The organism is Pseudomonas sp. 7-41 (assembly GCF_021233075.1).
Classification (GTDB): domain Bacteria; phylum Pseudomonadota; class Gammaproteobacteria; order Pseudomonadales; family Pseudomonadaceae; genus Aquipseudomonas; species Aquipseudomonas veronii.
In genome coordinates this window covers 6,069,458-6,083,250 of record NZ_CP089551.1, presented here as the reverse complement: position 1 = coordinate 6,083,250, position 13,793 = coordinate 6,069,458, and the positions used below count along the sequence as shown (strand labels likewise).

15 protein-coding genes are annotated in these 13,793 nt (G+C 62.4%); 13 read left to right on the top strand and 2 right to left on the bottom strand.

Annotation, left to right across the window (positions count from 1 at the left end; all coding sequences use genetic code 11):
* The first annotated feature begins 155 nt into the window (after positions 1–155).
* The 4 genes from LQ249_RS27695 to LQ249_RS27680 all read left to right on the top strand — a co-directional run bounded on the left by LQ249_RS27695 (position 156) and on the right by LQ249_RS27680 (position 2,161).
* Positions 156–518: a CidA/LrgA family protein gene (locus LQ249_RS27695; RefSeq protein ID WP_017848353.1), complete on the top strand. Its 363-nt coding sequence runs from the start codon at positions 156–158 to the stop codon at positions 516–518.
* Complete coding sequence (locus tag LQ249_RS27690) at positions 515–1,231, top strand: LrgB family protein (protein WP_017848352.1); 717 nt, start codon at positions 515–517, stop codon at positions 1,229–1,231. Before LQ249_RS27695 ends, LQ249_RS27690 begins: the two co-directional genes overlap by 4 nt.
* 21 nt (positions 1,232–1,252) lie before the next feature.
* Positions 1,253–1,843 carry an LON peptidase substrate-binding domain-containing protein gene (locus tag LQ249_RS27685; RefSeq protein WP_017848351.1) on the top strand — a complete coding sequence of 197 codons (591 nt, stop codon included), beginning with the start codon at positions 1,253–1,255 and terminating at the stop codon, positions 1,841–1,843.
* 102 nt (positions 1,844–1,945) lie between these two features.
* The gene (locus tag LQ249_RS27680) at positions 1,946–2,161 is read left to right on the top strand and encodes a hypothetical protein (RefSeq protein ID WP_026140195.1); all 216 of its coding nucleotides are present in this window, start codon (positions 1,946–1,948) and stop codon (positions 2,159–2,161) included.
* Here LQ249_RS27680 and LQ249_RS27675 read toward each other — a convergent pair.
* Entirely contained in the window at positions 2,155–3,471 is a 1,317-nt protein-coding gene (locus LQ249_RS27675; RefSeq protein ID WP_128191679.1) for a bifunctional DedA family/phosphatase PAP2 family protein, read from the bottom strand. The genes LQ249_RS27680 and LQ249_RS27675 overlap by 7 nt on opposite strands.
* A gap of 25 nt (positions 3,472–3,496) precedes the next feature.
* Positions 3,497–4,180 carry a DNA-3-methyladenine glycosylase gene (locus LQ249_RS27670; RefSeq protein WP_232566039.1) on the bottom strand — a complete coding sequence of 228 codons (684 nt, stop codon included), beginning with the start codon at positions 4,178–4,180 and terminating at the stop codon, positions 3,497–3,499.
* 174 nt (positions 4,181–4,354) lie between these two features.
* Between LQ249_RS27670 and LQ249_RS27665 the strand changes: the two genes are divergently transcribed.
* The 9 genes from LQ249_RS27665 (at position 4,355) to LQ249_RS27625 (ending at position 13,721) form a co-directional block, all read left to right on the top strand.
* Complete coding sequence (locus LQ249_RS27665; protein WP_046381926.1) at positions 4,355–5,620, top strand: glutamate-5-semialdehyde dehydrogenase; 1,266 nt, start codon at positions 4,355–4,357, stop codon at positions 5,618–5,620.
* The gene (gene nadD, locus LQ249_RS27660) at positions 5,620–6,264 is read left to right on the top strand and encodes a nicotinate-nucleotide adenylyltransferase (protein ID WP_017848346.1); all 645 of its coding nucleotides are present in this window, start codon (positions 5,620–5,622) and stop codon (positions 6,262–6,264) included. Before LQ249_RS27665 ends, nadD begins: the two co-directional genes overlap by 1 nt.
* Positions 6,265–6,333: 69 nt before the next feature.
* Positions 6,334–6,828, top strand: a complete 495-nt coding sequence (rsfS, locus tag LQ249_RS27655) for a ribosome silencing factor (protein WP_003176298.1) — start codon at positions 6,334–6,336, stop codon at positions 6,826–6,828.
* A gap of 9 nt (positions 6,829–6,837) precedes the next feature.
* Entirely contained in the window at positions 6,838–7,305 is a 468-nt protein-coding gene (rlmH, locus tag LQ249_RS27650) for a 23S rRNA (pseudouridine(1915)-N(3))-methyltransferase RlmH (protein WP_003176297.1), read from the top strand.
* Between the two features lie 15 nt (positions 7,306–7,320).
* Positions 7,321–9,219, top strand: a complete 1,899-nt coding sequence (gene mrdA / locus LQ249_RS27645; RefSeq protein WP_046381927.1) for a penicillin-binding protein 2 — start codon at positions 7,321–7,323, stop codon at positions 9,217–9,219.
* Positions 9,220–9,250: 31 nt separating this feature from the next.
* Positions 9,251–10,354 (top strand): rod shape-determining protein RodA, encoded by a 1,104-nt coding sequence (rodA, locus tag LQ249_RS27640; protein ID WP_017848344.1) that lies wholly within the window; start codon positions 9,251–9,253, stop codon positions 10,352–10,354.
* A gap of 17 nt (positions 10,355–10,371) precedes the next feature.
* Positions 10,372–11,382, top strand: a complete 1,011-nt coding sequence (gene mltB, locus LQ249_RS27635; RefSeq protein WP_046381928.1) for a lytic murein transglycosylase B — start codon at positions 10,372–10,374, stop codon at positions 11,380–11,382.
* Positions 11,382–12,380: a septal ring lytic transglycosylase RlpA family protein gene (locus LQ249_RS27630; RefSeq protein WP_017848342.1), complete on the top strand. Its 999-nt coding sequence runs from the start codon at positions 11,382–11,384 to the stop codon at positions 12,378–12,380. The genes mltB and LQ249_RS27630 overlap by 1 nt, the downstream gene beginning before the upstream one ends.
* 183 nt (positions 12,381–12,563) lie before the next feature.
* Positions 12,564–13,721 carry a D-alanyl-D-alanine carboxypeptidase family protein gene (locus LQ249_RS27625; protein ID WP_046381929.1) on the top strand — a complete coding sequence of 386 codons (1,158 nt, stop codon included), beginning with the start codon at positions 12,564–12,566 and terminating at the stop codon, positions 13,719–13,721.
* Positions 13,722–13,793 lie beyond the last annotated feature (72 nt).

Below are 13,793 nucleotides of genomic sequence, written 5' to 3'. Positions count from 1 at the left end.
TCTCTCCTTGGTTCATCGGTTTTTATTGATGTGCGAGAACCATGTTAGATCATCATGGGCAACCAGCCCGGTCAACCCACCATGCTTATGGCGAATGCCGGAGCATAGCGCGGGCATGCTTATAATGCGGGTGGGTCTTGAGGGGGGAAGGACGGATGCTGTTACGCGGTCTGACATGGCTGGTGCTGTTTCAATTGATCGGCACGGCGATCAACCATTTGCTGCTGCCGGTGTTGCCGGGGCCGATCATTGGTCTGCTGCTGATGCTGGGTTACCTGGTGTGGCGCGGCGAAGTCGGCGAGCCGCTGAGCCTGGCGGCCAGCAGCCTGCTGCGTTACTTGCCCTTGCTGCTGGTGCCGCCGGCGGTCGGGGTGATGGTGTATGCCAAGGACATCGCCGCAGACTTCTGGGCCATCGTCGGCGCCTTGGTGTTGTCGCTGGTGATCGCCATGGGGTTCGTCGGCGTGCTGATGCAAAAACTGGTCAAGCGCCAGGCGCAGCAGGAGGAGCAATCATGACCTTCGACTGGCAAGGCGCATGGGCGGCGGTGATTCATCATCCGCTGTTCGGCATCGGCATCACCCTCGGTGCCTATCAACTGGTGCTCGCGGGCTTCGAGAAAACCCGCTGGATCTTCCTGCAGCCGGTGCTGGTGTCCATGCTGCTGGTGATCGGCGTGCTGCTCACCTGTGGCCTGAGTTACGCCGAGTACCGCAAGAGCACCGAGATCATGAGCATCCTGCTGGGCCCGGCGACTGTGGCCCTGGCGGTGCCGCTCTATCTGAACCTGCGTCGGATTCGTCAATTGTTCTGGCCGATTTTTACTACGCTGGTGATAGGTGGTGTGTTGGCCACCGGCCTGTGTGTGTTGCTGGGCTGGTGGTTCGGTGCCGAACACAGGATGTTGATGACCATGGCACCCAAGTCGGTGACCTCGCCGATTGCCATGCTGGTGGCCGAGCAGATCGGCGGCGTGGCCGCGTTGGCCGCGGTGTTCGTGCTGATCACCGGCGTGATCGGGGCGATGATCGGCCCGGCGTACTTGTCGCGCCTGGGCGTCCACAGCCCCGAGGCGCGCGGTATGGCGCTGGGCATGACCGCTCACGCCGTCGGCACGTCGGTGGCCCTGCAGGAAAGCGAAGAGTGCGGCGCCTTTGCGGCGCTGGCCATGAGTCTGATGGGCGTGGCGACGGCGGTGTTCCTGCCGCTGGCCGTGTCGGTGATTGTTTGAACCAGGGTTAAGGAAACCTTTATGAGTCTGGCGCTGTTCCCGCTCAACACCGTGCTGTTCCCTGGCTGCACCCTCGACCTGCAATTGTTCGAGGCGCGCTACCTGGACATGATCAGCCGCTGCATGAAAAAGGGCGAAAGTTTCGGCGTGGTGTGCATCTTCGACGGCAAAGAGGTGGGCGCGGCCCCGGATGGCTACGCGCTGATCGGCTGTGAAGCGCTGATTCGCGACTTCAAACAGCAGGATAACGGCCTGCTGGGCATTCGTGTCGAGGGCGGGCGGCGCTTCCGTGTCCGCGATGCCGAGGTGCAGAAGGACCAGTTGCTGGTGGCCGAGGTGCAATGGCTGGAAGAGCGGCCGGACCACGCGCTGGAAGAGGCGGACGCCGACCTGCAGGCCTTGCTCCAGGCCCTGGCCGAACACCCGATGGTGGCCTCGCTGGACATGGGCGCCGATGCCGACGGCCAGCAGGCCCTGGGCAATCAATTGGCGTATTTGCTGCCGTTCACCGAGGCCGACAAGATCGACCTGCTGCAACTCGACGATCCGCAACAACGGCTGGATGCGATCCAGAGGCTGCTGGATGAACTGCAAGGTGAGCTGTTCACCTGATCTTCAGAATTGTCTGGTGCTGCTTTCAGACATTTCTGCGTTGCTCCCATCGCGCGGGCTGAAATAGTTTCCGATCACACAACCACTGATCAGGGGATGAACATGATTCGGCTAGCGCAATCGGAGCAGGCGGCCTGGGACGCTTTTTTTGTCAGCATTACCTCACAACTGCTCGCGCAGGATGCACAGCGCGGCCCGGAATACATCGCCGAGCGTGCCGCAGAAATTGCCGATGAAATGCTGCTGGAGCGGCGCGAACGTTGCGTTGAGCGCCGAACCGCGCCAATCGATTGGATCGGCCCGGCCAAGGGTCAGTAGGCATACCTGAGCAGGGCGTGCGAGGTGCCGCTGAAGGCGATGAAGCCGAGCACCGCCACCACGGCAGGCAATACCAGCCACCAGGCTTTCTGCGACATCGGCGGCAGCGGGCTGCGGTATTGGATTGCGCTCAGGCTCAATGCACACACGCTCATCGCCAGCAGCATTCCGGCGAGGATGTCGGTGGGCCAGTGGGCACCCAAGTAAACCCGCGACAACGCGATGAATGCCGCGGGGATGCAGCCCAGCAGCAGCCAGGTCAGGCGCAGGCGCGTGGGCTGTCCGCGCCCGGCCAATACCGCCAGCGCCAGGAAAAACGCGAATGCGCCGGAGGCGTGGCCGCTGGGCATGCTGAAGCTGGTCAGCGGGTCGGTGAGGATTTCCGGGCGACCGCGGGCAAAAAACAGCTTGGTGGCGGTATTGATCACCGCGGCCACGCCCAGCGTGATGCCGACAAACAGCGCGTGGCGCCATTGGCGTGCGAGTAACAACAGGCCGGTGAACAGGGCGCTGGCGACAAACATCTTCTTGAACTCGCCCAGTTGGGTGAGCCTCACCATGGTCTCGTCCAGCCAGGCGCTGCGATGCTCCTGCACCAGGGCGCTCAGCCCCTGGTCGAAGTCGTTGAGGTGCGGGTAGCCGATAAACAGGGCGATCAACAGGGTCAGGCTGGCGCAACCTATCCACCCTGTGACACGGCGATGGCCGCGCAGGCTGCTGTTCAAGCTCAGCCCCAGCAACACCGCCAGGCATGCCGCGACAATTCCCGCCTCGGGCCAGAACCCCGCCGGCAATGGCAGGCGGAAAGCCGCGCCGGTCGCCCAGCCCGGCAGCAGGTACGCGACTGTCCAGCCGGCCGCCGCGAGAATGCTGACCAGGGCAAAGCGTGGGAACGGCATGTCGCACATGCCAGCCACCATCGGCAGCATGGGGCGCAACGGGCCGATGAAACGTCCGACCAGCAGGCTGGCGATGCCATACTTGTGGAAGTAGGTCTCGGCGCCGTTCATCCATTCAGGGTGATGCCGCAGGCCGGGCAGGCGCCGGATGTTCTGGTGGAAATGGCGTCCAAGGAAGTAGGACACCCCATCGCCCACCAGGCCGCCGAGAAAACCCAGCAGCAGGGTTTCACTCAGCGACAGCGCACCGTTGCCGGCCAGCACGGCAATGGCGAACAGCAGCACGGTGCCGGGCACGATCAAACCGGCAATGGCCAGGCATTCCACGCACGCCACGATAAACACCGCCGCCGCCAGCCATTGGGGGTTCAGGGTCAGCCAGCCGGTGATGCTATCGAGCCATTGGCCCATGATTCTTCACTCCCTCGTCACCGTTTCAAATCAAAAAATAGTCGCGGCCTTCGACCTGGCCCCGGCGCAGCGGGTTCCGCGTGCAATAAGGCGCATAGCCTGCATCGACGAAGCGGTACATCAAGTGTTCGTCCCGGCCGCCGGGAATGCCCAGGCGGGTGGTCTGGATAATGTGCGTCGGCACCTGGCCGACGTCTTCTACATAGAGCCGCTCCTGGTCGAAGCGCTTGGCATCCCACATCGGCACTTTCAGGCCCAGCGCCTTGCACAATAAGGTCTGGCCGGCGCAGAGCTTCTGCGAGGCGCGTGGCCTGCCATTGGCGTCCGGGTTGTTCAGCAGCATCTGCGCCAAACTGGCCGGGCCGGAGGTCTCATCGACCCAGGGATAGGCGGATTTGATCAATACTGCATTGCCCGGGCCCTGGGCGCTGAAGTTCAGCGAATCGCCGCCACGGGCGTAGTACATATAGATATGACCGCCATCCAGAAACAAAGCCTTACGTTTTTCTGTGTAGCCCAGTGAGGCATGGCTGCCTTTTTCGGCCACGTAATACGCTTCGGTTTCAATAATCCGCGCCGAAAGCCAGAGATCGCCGACCCGATGACGAATGATTTTGCCGAGCAATTCCCGCGCAAGCAGTTGCGCGTCGCGGTCGAAGAAGCGGTCGGGCAGGGCGCTGGCGGGGAGTTGGGGGGGGAAACTCGACATGGCCTTCAGGGTTAATACGGCTAAATGTGACGGAATAATAACAACTCCCACCTTAATTACGGCTGAACCCCAGGTTTTTACAGTTCATTTCGACCATCCGCCCCTCACCGCTGTCAGTCGGGCGGCGTCACAGCTATAATCTGCCGCTTTCCTCTTTGCCAAGACTCCCTGACCATGACTGAGTCCGTTCTTGACTACATGACCCGCCTGGGTCGCGCTGCCCGTCAGGCCTCGCGGTTGATCGCCCGTGCGAGCACCGCGCAGAAAAACCGTGCCTTGCTGGCCGCCGCCGATGCTCTGGATGCTTCGCGCTCCGAGTTGACCGCCGCCAACGAACTGGACCTGGCCAACGGCCGCGCCAATGGCCTGGAACCGGCGTTGCTCGACCGCCTGGCGCTGACCCCGGCGCGTATCGACGACATGATCGAAGGCCTGCGTCAGGTGGCCAAGCTGCCTGACCCCATCGGTGAAATCCGCGATATGCGTTACCTGCCGTCCGGCATCCAGGTCGGCAAGATGCGCGTGCCCCTGGGCGTGATCGGCATCATCTATGAGTCGCGCCCGAACGTGACCATCGACGCCGCGAGCCTGTGCCTCAAGTCTGGCAACGCCACCATCCTGCGCGGCGGTTCCGAGGCGATCCACTCCAACCGTGCGATTGCCGCCTGCATCCAGCAGGGCCTGGCCGTGGCCGAATTGCCGGCCGAAGTGGTGCAAGTGGTGGAAACCACCGACCGCGCCGCCGTCGGCGCGCTGATCACCATGCCGGAATTCGTCGACGTGATCGTGCCGCGCGGTGGCAAGAGCCTGATCGAACGCGTCAGCCGTGATGCCAAGGTGCCAGTGATCAAGCACCTGGACGGCGTCTGCCACGTTTACATCGACATCGCCGCCGACATCGACAAGGCGATCCGCATCGCCGACAACGCCAAGACCCACCGTTACGCGCCGTGCAACACCATGGAAACCCTGCTGGTGCACGCCGGCATTGCCGATCGCGTGCTGCCGCCGCTGGCTGCCATCTACCGCGACAAGGGCGTTGAGCTGCGCGGTTGCGAGCGCACCCGTGCGCTGCTCGGCGCGGACGTGATCGAAGCCACCGAGCAAGACTGGTACACCGAGTACACGGCGCCGATCCTGTCGATCCGCATCGTCGACGACCTGGATCAGGCCATCGAGCACATCAACAAATACGGCTCCAAGCACACCGATGCCATTGTTACCGAGCATTTCAGCGATGCCCGGCGTTTCCTCACCGAAGTGGACTCCGCTTCGGTGATGGTCAACGCCTCGACGCGTTTTGCCGACGGCTTCGAGTATGGCCTGGGCGCGGAGATCGGTATCTCCACCGACAAGCTCCACGCACGTGGCCCGGTTGGCCTGGAAGGCCTGACCAGCGAGAAGTACGTAGTGTTCGGCGACGGGCATGTGCGCGCTTGATGGGTAAACGCATCGGGTTGCTCGGCGGCACCTTTGACCCCGTGCATATCGGCCATTTGCGCAGTGCCCTGGAAGTCGCGGATGCCCTCGCGCTGGATGAATTGCGCCTGACCCCCAATGCCCGGCCGCCGCACCGCGATACGCCGCAGGTGTCAGCGCAGCAGCGCCTGGAAATGGTGCGCCTTGCCGTAGCTGGCATACCGCCGCTGGTGGTGGACGACCGCGAGCTCAAGCGCGATAAACCGTCCTACACTGTCGACACCCTGGAACTGATGCGTGCCGAGTTGGCCGCGGACGACCAGTTGTTTCTGCTTTTGGGCTGGGACGCATTTTGCGGCCTGCCCTCTTGGCATCGCTGGGAGGAACTCCTCCAGCATTGCCACATCCTGGTTTTGCAACGCCCGGATGCCGACAGCGAACCGCCGGATGCCTTGCGCAACCTGCTGGCCGCGCGGTCGGTAAGTGACCCCTTGGCCCTGACCGGGCCGAACGGGAATATTGCATTCGTCTGGCAGACCCCGCTTGCGGTGTCCGCCACCCAGATCCGTCAACTGCTGGCCAGCGGGAAGTCGGTACGTTTCCTGGTGCCTGACGCGGTCCTGGCCTACATCGATGCGCACGGGCTTTACCGTGCGTCGAACTGAAAAGGCGCGCTTGAACGCACGAACAGTCGTGCAGCGAGCGCCCGAACATACGAGCAAAACGAGTTTTATATGACGAACAAAGACGTAAGCAAAGTTAAGCGCAAAGGCACCTTCAAGAGCGCGCCACTGCCGGTTGAAGCCCACGTTGGCCCGGAACTGGCTGGCGAAGAACTGGTGAAAGTCGCCGTGGCGGCCCTGGAAGACGTCAAGGCCCAGGACATCCAGGTGCTGGACGTGCGCGACAAGCAGAGCATCACCGACTTCATGATCATCGCCACCGGTACCTCCAACCGCCAGATCGGCGCGATGCTCGACAAAGTGCGCGAAGCCGTCAAAGCCCAGGGCGTTAAGCCGCTGGGTGAAGAAGGCAAGGGCGACAGCGACTGGGTGCTGCTGGACATGGACGACGTGATCGTTCACATGATGACCTCCAACGCCCGTCAGTTCTACGACCTGGAGCGTCTGTGGAAAGGCGCCGAACAGAGCCGTGCCGCTGATGGCAAGCACCACAGTCCGGAAGTGGGCCACGCGCACTTCGACAAGCTCAACAAAGACCAGGAATAAGGAACGGCTGTGCGCCTGCGTCTGATCGCTGTCGGTTCACGCATGCCCAAGTGGGTGGAAGAAGGCTGGCATGAATATGCCAAGCGTCTGCCCGCCGAGCTGTCGCTTGAGCTGGTGGAAATTCCGCTCAATACCCGGGGCAAGAACGCCGACGTGGCGCGCTTTATCCGTCAGGAAGGCGAAGCCATGCTGGCCAAGGTCGGTCCCAACGAGCGCATCGTCACCCTCGAAGTCCACGGCAAACCCTGGAGCACCGAGCAATTGGCGGTGGAACTGGATCGCTGGCGCCTGGACTCGCGCACCGTCAACTTCATGGTCGGCGGCCCCGAGGGGCTGGCGCCGGAGGTCTGCGCGCGGGCGGACCAACGCTGGTCGCTGTCGGCGCTGACGTTGCCGCACCCGTTGGTAAGGATCCTGATCGGTGAACAGCTGTATCGCGCCTGGACAGTTCTGTCCGGGCACCCTTACCACAAATAGTCTGCGCCCCTCCCGATGACTCAGCCGATCCGCATCAAGGACCACGAGAAAGACGCACGTCTGGTGCGCTCGCGCGTGGTTTTTGGCGCGATCATGGTGGTGACGTTGATCGGGGTGTTGATCGCGCGCCTGTATTTCCTGCAGGTGATCCAGTACGACTATCACTCCACTCTGTCGGAAAACAACCGGGTGCATGTGCAGCCGATTCCGCCGACCCGTGGCCTGATTTTCGACCGCAACGGCGTGGTGGTCGCGGATAACCGGCCCAGCTTCAGCCTGAGCATGACCCGCGAACGCTCCGGCGACTGGCAGCAGGTTCTCGATGTGATCGTCGACGTGCTGCAACTGACCCCGGAAGACCGGGCGATCTTCGAAAAGCGCATGAAACAGGGGCGTCGGCCGTTTGAGCCGGTACCGATCCTGTTCGAGCTGACCGAAGAGCAGATCGCCCGGATCGCGGTGAACCAGTTCCGCCTGCCGGGCGTGGAAGTGGTGGCGCAGTTGGTGCGGCATTACCCGCAAGGGCCGCACTTCGCGCACTCCGTCGGTTATATGGGGCGGATCAACGAGAAAGAGCTGAAAAGCCTCGATCCGGTCAATTACAGCGGCACCCACCATATCGGCAAGACCGGCATCGAGCGTTTCTACGAGCCCGAGCTGCACGGCCAGGTGGGTTACGAAGAGGTCGAGACCAACGCCCGCGGCCGCGTGTTGCGGGTGCTCAAGCGTACCGATCCGGTGCCGGGCAAGGACATTGTGCTGAGCCTGGACATCAAGTTGCAGGAAGCGGCCGAGATGGCCTTGGGCGGGCGCCGTGGCGCGGTGGTGGCGCTGGACCCGAGTACCGGCGAAGTCCTGGCCATGGTCAGCCAGCCCAGTTTCGACCCCAACCTGTTCGTGACCGGGATCAGCTTCAAGGCCTACGCCGAGCTGCGCGATTCCATCGACCGGCCGCTGTTCAACCGGGTGTTGCGCGGCCTGTATCCGCCGGGTTCGACGATCAAGCCGGCGGTAGCGATTGCCGGCCTGGACGCGGGCGTGGTCACGGCGTCGAGTCGCGTGTTCGACCCCGGCTACTACATGCTGCCTAATTACGATCACAAATACCGTAACTGGAACCGCACCGGTGACGGCTATGTCGACCTGGACACCGCGATCATGCGGTCCAACGACACCTATTTTTACGACCTGGCCCACAAGCTGGGGATCGATCGCCTGTCGGCCTACATGGGCAAGTTCGGGCTGGGTCAGAAAGTCTCCCTGGACATGTTCGAAGAATCCCCAGGCCTGATGCCGTCGCGCGAATGGAAGCGTGCGACCCGCCGCCAGGCGTGGTTCCCCGGCGAGACTCTGATCCTGGGCATCGGCCAGGGCTATATGCAGGCGACACCGCTGCAACTGGCCCAGGCCACGGCGTTGGTGGCCAACAAAGGCATCTGGAACCGTCCGCACCTGGCCCGCACCATCGAAGGCGAAAAGCCGGTGGATGAAAACCCGATCCCGGACATTGTGCTGCGTGACCCGTCGGACTGGACCAAGGTCAACCACGGCATGCAGCAGGTGATGCACGGCGCCCGGGGCACGGCGCGCAAGGCGGCGATCGGCGCGCAATATCGCATTGCCGGCAAGAGCGGTACGGCCCAGGTGGTCGCGATCAAGCAAGGCGAAAAATATGATCGTTCCAAAGTCCAGGAGCGCCACCGCGACCACGCCCTGTTTGTCGGCTTCGCTCCGGCGGACGACCCGAAGATCGTGGTCGCCGTGATGGTCGAGAACGGCGAGTCCGGTTCGGGCGTCGCCGCGCCGGTGGTCCGTCAAGTGATGGATGCCTGGCTGTTGACCGATGACGGCAAGCTCAAGCCCGAATATGGCGGCCCCCCTTCAAGCACCGAGGTTACGGCCAGTGAAGAGTAATTTTGACCGCATCCTCTCCAGTGAGGATGTGATGCGTCGCCGCGCGACGTTGCTGCAGCGCATGCACATTGATGGCCCGTTGTTGATCCTGCTGCTGACCCTGGCGGCCGGCAGTCTGTTCGTGCTGTATTCGGCCAGCGGCAAGAACTGGGACCTGCTGATCAAGCAAGCGTCGTCGTTCGGCCTGGGCCTGTTGTCGATGGTGGTGATTGCCCAGCTGGAGCCGCGTTTCATGGCGCGCTGGGTGCCGCTGGGGTACGTCGCCGGCGTGTTGTTGCTGGTGGTGGTGGACGTGATGGGCCACAACGCCATGGGCGCGACCCGCTGGATCAACATTCCGGGGGTGATTCGCTTCCAGCCGTCGGAATTCATGAAGATCCTGATGCCGGCGACCATCGCCTGGTACCTGTCCAAGCGCACCTTGCCGCCGCAACTCAAGCATGTGGGGATCAGCCTGATCCTGATCGGCGTGCCGTTCATCCTCATCGTGCGCCAGCCGGACCTCGGTACATCGCTGCTGATCCTGGCGGGCGGTGCGTTCGTGCTGTTCATGGGTGGCTTGCGCTGGCGCTGGATTCTCAGCGTGCTCGCCGCTGCCGTGCCGGTGGCCGTGGCCATGTGGTTCTTCTTTATGCATGACTACCAGAAGCAGCGGATTCTCACGTTCCTCGACCCGGAGAGCGACCCGCTGGGCACCGGCTGGAACATCATCCAGTCGAAGGCGGCCATCGGTTCCGGCGGTGTCTTTGGCAAGGGCTGGCTGATGGGTACCCAGTCGCACCTGGACTTTTTGCCCGAGAGCCACACCGACTTCATTATTGCGGTGATGGGCGAAGAGTTCGGCCTGGTGGGTATTTGCGCGTTGCTGCTGATCTATTTACTGTTGATTGGGCGTGGCCTGGTGATCACCGCGCAGGCGCAGACGTTGTTCGGCAAATTGCTGGCGGGCTCGTTGACCATGACTTTTTTTGTTTACGTTTTCGTCAACATCGGTATGGTCAGTGGCCTCTTGCCGGTGGTTGGGGTGCCGTTGCCGTTCATTAGCTACGGCGGAACTTCGCTGGTGACATTGATGTCAGCGTTTGGGGTTTTGATGTCGATTCACACGCATCGCAAATGGATCGCACAGGTTTGAATAAGGTGAAGATGTCAATGCAAGTATTGCGCGGCTGGGCGACTCGGCATGCGTCCTGGATGAGCCTGATCGGGCTGCTGGGCGCCATGCACGAAGCGCAGGCCGGTGACTACGATGGCTCACCTCAGGTCGCCGAATTCGTCGGTGAGATGACCCGTGACTATGGCTTCGCCGGTGAACAGCTGATGGGCGTGTTCCGCGAGGCCCAGCGCAAGCAGGCGATCCTCGATGCCATCTCCCGCCCGGCCGAGCGCGTGAAGCAGTGGAAGGACTATCGCCCGATGTTCCTGACCGACGCCCGCGTGGCCCGGGGCGTGGACTTCTGGCGCCAGCACGAAGCCGCGTTGGCTCGCGCCGAGCAGGAGTACGGCGTGCCTGCCCAGGTGATTGTCGCGATCATTGGCATTGAAACCTTCTACGGGCGCAACACCGGCAGTTACCGGGTGATCGATGCCTTGTCGACCTTGAGCTTCGATTACCCGCCCCGCGCTGAATTCTTCCGTAAGGAACTGCGTGAATTCCTGCTGCTGGCCCGCGAAGAGCAGGTCGACCCGCTGACCCTCAAAGGCTCCTACGCCGGTGCGATGGGTTTGCCGCAGTTCATGCCGAGCAGTTTTCGCGCCTACGCGGTGGATTTTGACGGCGACGGCCATATCAATATCTGGAGCAACCCGGACGATGCCATCGGCAGCGTGGCCAGCTACTTCAAGCGCCATGGCTGGGTGAGCGGCGAACCAGTCGTCAGCCGTGCCGACGTGAGCGGCGAGCGCGCCGATGAAGGCCTGACCCAGGGCATCGAGCCGGCCAAGACGGTCGGGGAGTTGCGGGCGCTGGGCTGGTCAAGTCATGATGCGCTGCGCGATGATATGCCGGTCACGGCTTTCCGCCTGGAAGGCGAAAACGGCCCTGAATACTGGATGGGCCTGAAGAATTTCTACGCAATCACGCGTTATAACCGCAGTGTGATGTACGCCATGGCCGTGCATCAACTGTCTGACATGCTGGTCCAAGCACGGGGCAACAAGTAATGCGGGCATCGCCGTTGAAAAAACCGCTCAAGCTGGTGGCGTTTGCCGCGTTGTCCTTGCTGGTTGTCAGTTGCTCCACCAGTCGCGCGCCGACGCAAAAGTCCGGCGGCACCGCTATTCGTTCCCAGCCGGGGCTGGACATCAACCGCGCGCATAAAGACGGTGCGCCGTGGTGGGACGTCGACGTGTCGAAAATCCCGGATGCCACGCCGACCCTGCACACCGGCCCGTACAAGGCCAACCCCTATACCGTGCTGGGCAAGAGCTACTTTCCGCTGCAGGACTCCAAGACCTACGTGCAGTCGGGCACGGCGTCGTGGTACGGGACCAAGTTCCATGGCCAGAACACCGCCAATGGCGAGGTCTACGACCTGTACGGCATGAGCGCGGCCCACAAGACCCTGCCGCTGCCCAGCTATGTGCGCGTGACCAACCTGGACAACAACCGCACGGTGATCCTGCGGGTCAACGATCGCGGGCCGTTCTATTCGGACCGGATCATCGACTTGTCCTACGCCGCCGCGAAGAAACTCGGTTATGCCGAAACCGGCACCGCGCGGGTCAAGGTCGAAGGGATCGACCCCGCGCAATACTGGGCCCAGCGTGGCAAACCGGCACCGTTGATGCTCAACGAGCCGCAAGCCGCGCAACCGCAAGTCACAGCCTCGACCGGCAAGATCGAGCAGTGGACGCCACCCGCGCAACAGCACGCGCCCGACACGGTCGTGGTGCCTCGCGCCGCACCGGGTGCTTCGGCTGCCGGTGGGCAATACCTGCAGGTGGGCGCTTTCGCCAACCCGGATGCGGCAGAGCTGTTAAGGTCCAAGCTGAGCAGTATGGTCAATGCGCCGGTCTTCATCAGTTCCATCGTGCGTAATCAACAGACCCTGCACCGTGTGCGTATGGGCCCGATCGGTTCGCCGAGCGAGGTCGCGCAAGTGCAGAACAGCGTGCGCCTGGCCAACCTGGGGCAACCCAGCGTGGTCAGCGCCGAATAAACCGTAAAGGATTGATGGTTCAGGTCCGTGCGCGGGCCTGGGCCCTGGTTGTTGGCTCGTTGAACAATAAAACCCAGGGGCAAGGGGTGAGCAGGCAACCGAACACGCGACAGACCGGTAACGGGCTGTCTGAATAAGTTTTGCCCGCGAGGGCAAGTTTCCATACGTAATTTCGAGAGACGGATGAACATCATCACCTTAGCCAAACGCACGTGCCTGCTTATCTCGCTGATCATCACCCCGGCCGCCTGGGCGGTTGAAATGGTGCCGGCTTCACCGCAACTGGCCGCCAAGGCCTGGGTCCTCATGGATGCCGCCAGTGGCAACGTGCTGGTGGAAAACAACGGTGACCAGCGCCTGCCGCCCGCCAGCTTGACCAAGCTGATGACAGCCTATATCGCGACCCTGGAAATCCGTCGCGGCCAGATCGGCGAAAACGACCCGGTGACCGTCAGCGAAAACGCCTGGCGCACCGGTGGTTCGCGGATGTTCATCAAGGTCGGCTCGCAGGTGACGGTCAGCGACCTGCTGCACGGCATCATCATCCAGTCCGGTAACGACGCCAGCGTCGCCCTGTCCGAGCACATCGCCGGCAGCGAAGACGCGTTCGCCGACATGATGAACAAAACCGTGGCCGACCTGGGCATGACCAACAGTCACTTCATGAACCCGACCGGTCTGCCGAACCCAGAGCACTACTCGTCGGCTCACGACATGGCGATCCTGGCGCGCGCGATCATTCGTGTCGACCCGGTCCACTACGCGATCTACTCCCAGAAGGAATTCTTCTGGAACAACATCAAGCAGCCTAACCGCAACCTGTTGCTGTGGCGCGACAAGACCGTCGACGGTCTGAAAACCGGCCACACCGAAGAAGCCGGCTACTGCATGGTGTCGTCCGCCGTGCGTGATGGCCAGCGCCTGATCGCCGTGGTCTTCGGCACCAACAGCGAGCAGGCCCGTGCGGCCGAGACGCAAAAACTGCTGACCTACGGTTTCCGCTTCTTCGAAACCCAGACCTTCTATCAGAAGGGTGCTGAACTGGCGACCGCGCCGGTATGGAAAGGCGCAACCTCGCAAGTCAAGGCCGGCCTGGCTGAAGACCTGACCCTGACCATGCCTAAAGGCCAGCTGAAAAAGCTCGCGGCCAGCATGACCATGAACCCGCACCTGGTTGCGCCAATCGCCAAGGGCGACGTGATCGGCAAGGTCGAAGTGAAGCTGGACGATAAAGTGGTACACAGTGCCGACCTGATCGCCCTGGATGCCGTCGACGAGGGTGGTATCTTCCGCCGCGTGTGGGATAGCATCCGCCTGTTCTTCTACAGCTTGTTCAACTGATAAGTGTGCACCTGCAAAGCCCCGTGTTGATCCGACGCGGGGCTTTGCCCGTCGCCACGGCTTACGCTTACG

What these genes read in the sequence shown, in the direction of transcription:
- LQ249_RS27630 (WP_017848342.1), top strand. Translation starts at nt 11,382, where the DNA reads ATGCGGGCATCGCCGTTGAAAAAACCGCTCAAGCTGGTGGCGTTTGCC.
- LQ249_RS27695 (WP_017848353.1), top strand. Translation starts at nt 156, where the DNA reads ATGCTGTTACGCGGTCTGACATGGCTGGTGCTGTTTCAATTGATCGGC.
- rodA (WP_017848344.1), top strand. Translation starts at nt 9,251, where the DNA reads ATGCGTCGCCGCGCGACGTTGCTGCAGCGCATGCACATTGATGGCCCG.
- LQ249_RS27680 (WP_026140195.1), top strand. Translation starts at nt 1,946, where the DNA reads ATGATTCGGCTAGCGCAATCGGAGCAGGCGGCCTGGGACGCTTTTTTT.
- rsfS (WP_003176298.1), top strand. Translation starts at nt 6,334, where the DNA reads ATGACGAACAAAGACGTAAGCAAAGTTAAGCGCAAAGGCACCTTCAAG.
- LQ249_RS27675 (WP_128191679.1), bottom strand. Translation starts at nt 3,471, where the DNA reads ATGGGCCAATGGCTCGATAGCATCACCGGCTGGCTGACCCTGAACCCC.
- mrdA (WP_046381927.1), top strand. Translation starts at nt 7,321, where the DNA reads ATGACTCAGCCGATCCGCATCAAGGACCACGAGAAAGACGCACGTCTG.
- LQ249_RS27690 (WP_017848352.1), top strand. Translation starts at nt 515, where the DNA reads ATGACCTTCGACTGGCAAGGCGCATGGGCGGCGGTGATTCATCATCCG.
- mltB (WP_046381928.1), top strand. Translation starts at nt 10,372, where the DNA reads ATGCAAGTATTGCGCGGCTGGGCGACTCGGCATGCGTCCTGGATGAGC.
- LQ249_RS27685 (WP_017848351.1), top strand. Translation starts at nt 1,253, where the DNA reads ATGAGTCTGGCGCTGTTCCCGCTCAACACCGTGCTGTTCCCTGGCTGC.
- LQ249_RS27670 (WP_232566039.1), bottom strand. Translation starts at nt 4,180, where the DNA reads ATGTCGAGTTTCCCCCCCCAACTCCCCGCCAGCGCCCTGCCCGACCGC.
- LQ249_RS27625 (WP_046381929.1), top strand. Translation starts at nt 12,564, where the DNA reads ATGAACATCATCACCTTAGCCAAACGCACGTGCCTGCTTATCTCGCTG.
- LQ249_RS27665 (WP_046381926.1), top strand. Translation starts at nt 4,355, where the DNA reads ATGACTGAGTCCGTTCTTGACTACATGACCCGCCTGGGTCGCGCTGCC.
- nadD (WP_017848346.1), top strand. Translation starts at nt 5,620, where the DNA reads ATGGGTAAACGCATCGGGTTGCTCGGCGGCACCTTTGACCCCGTGCAT.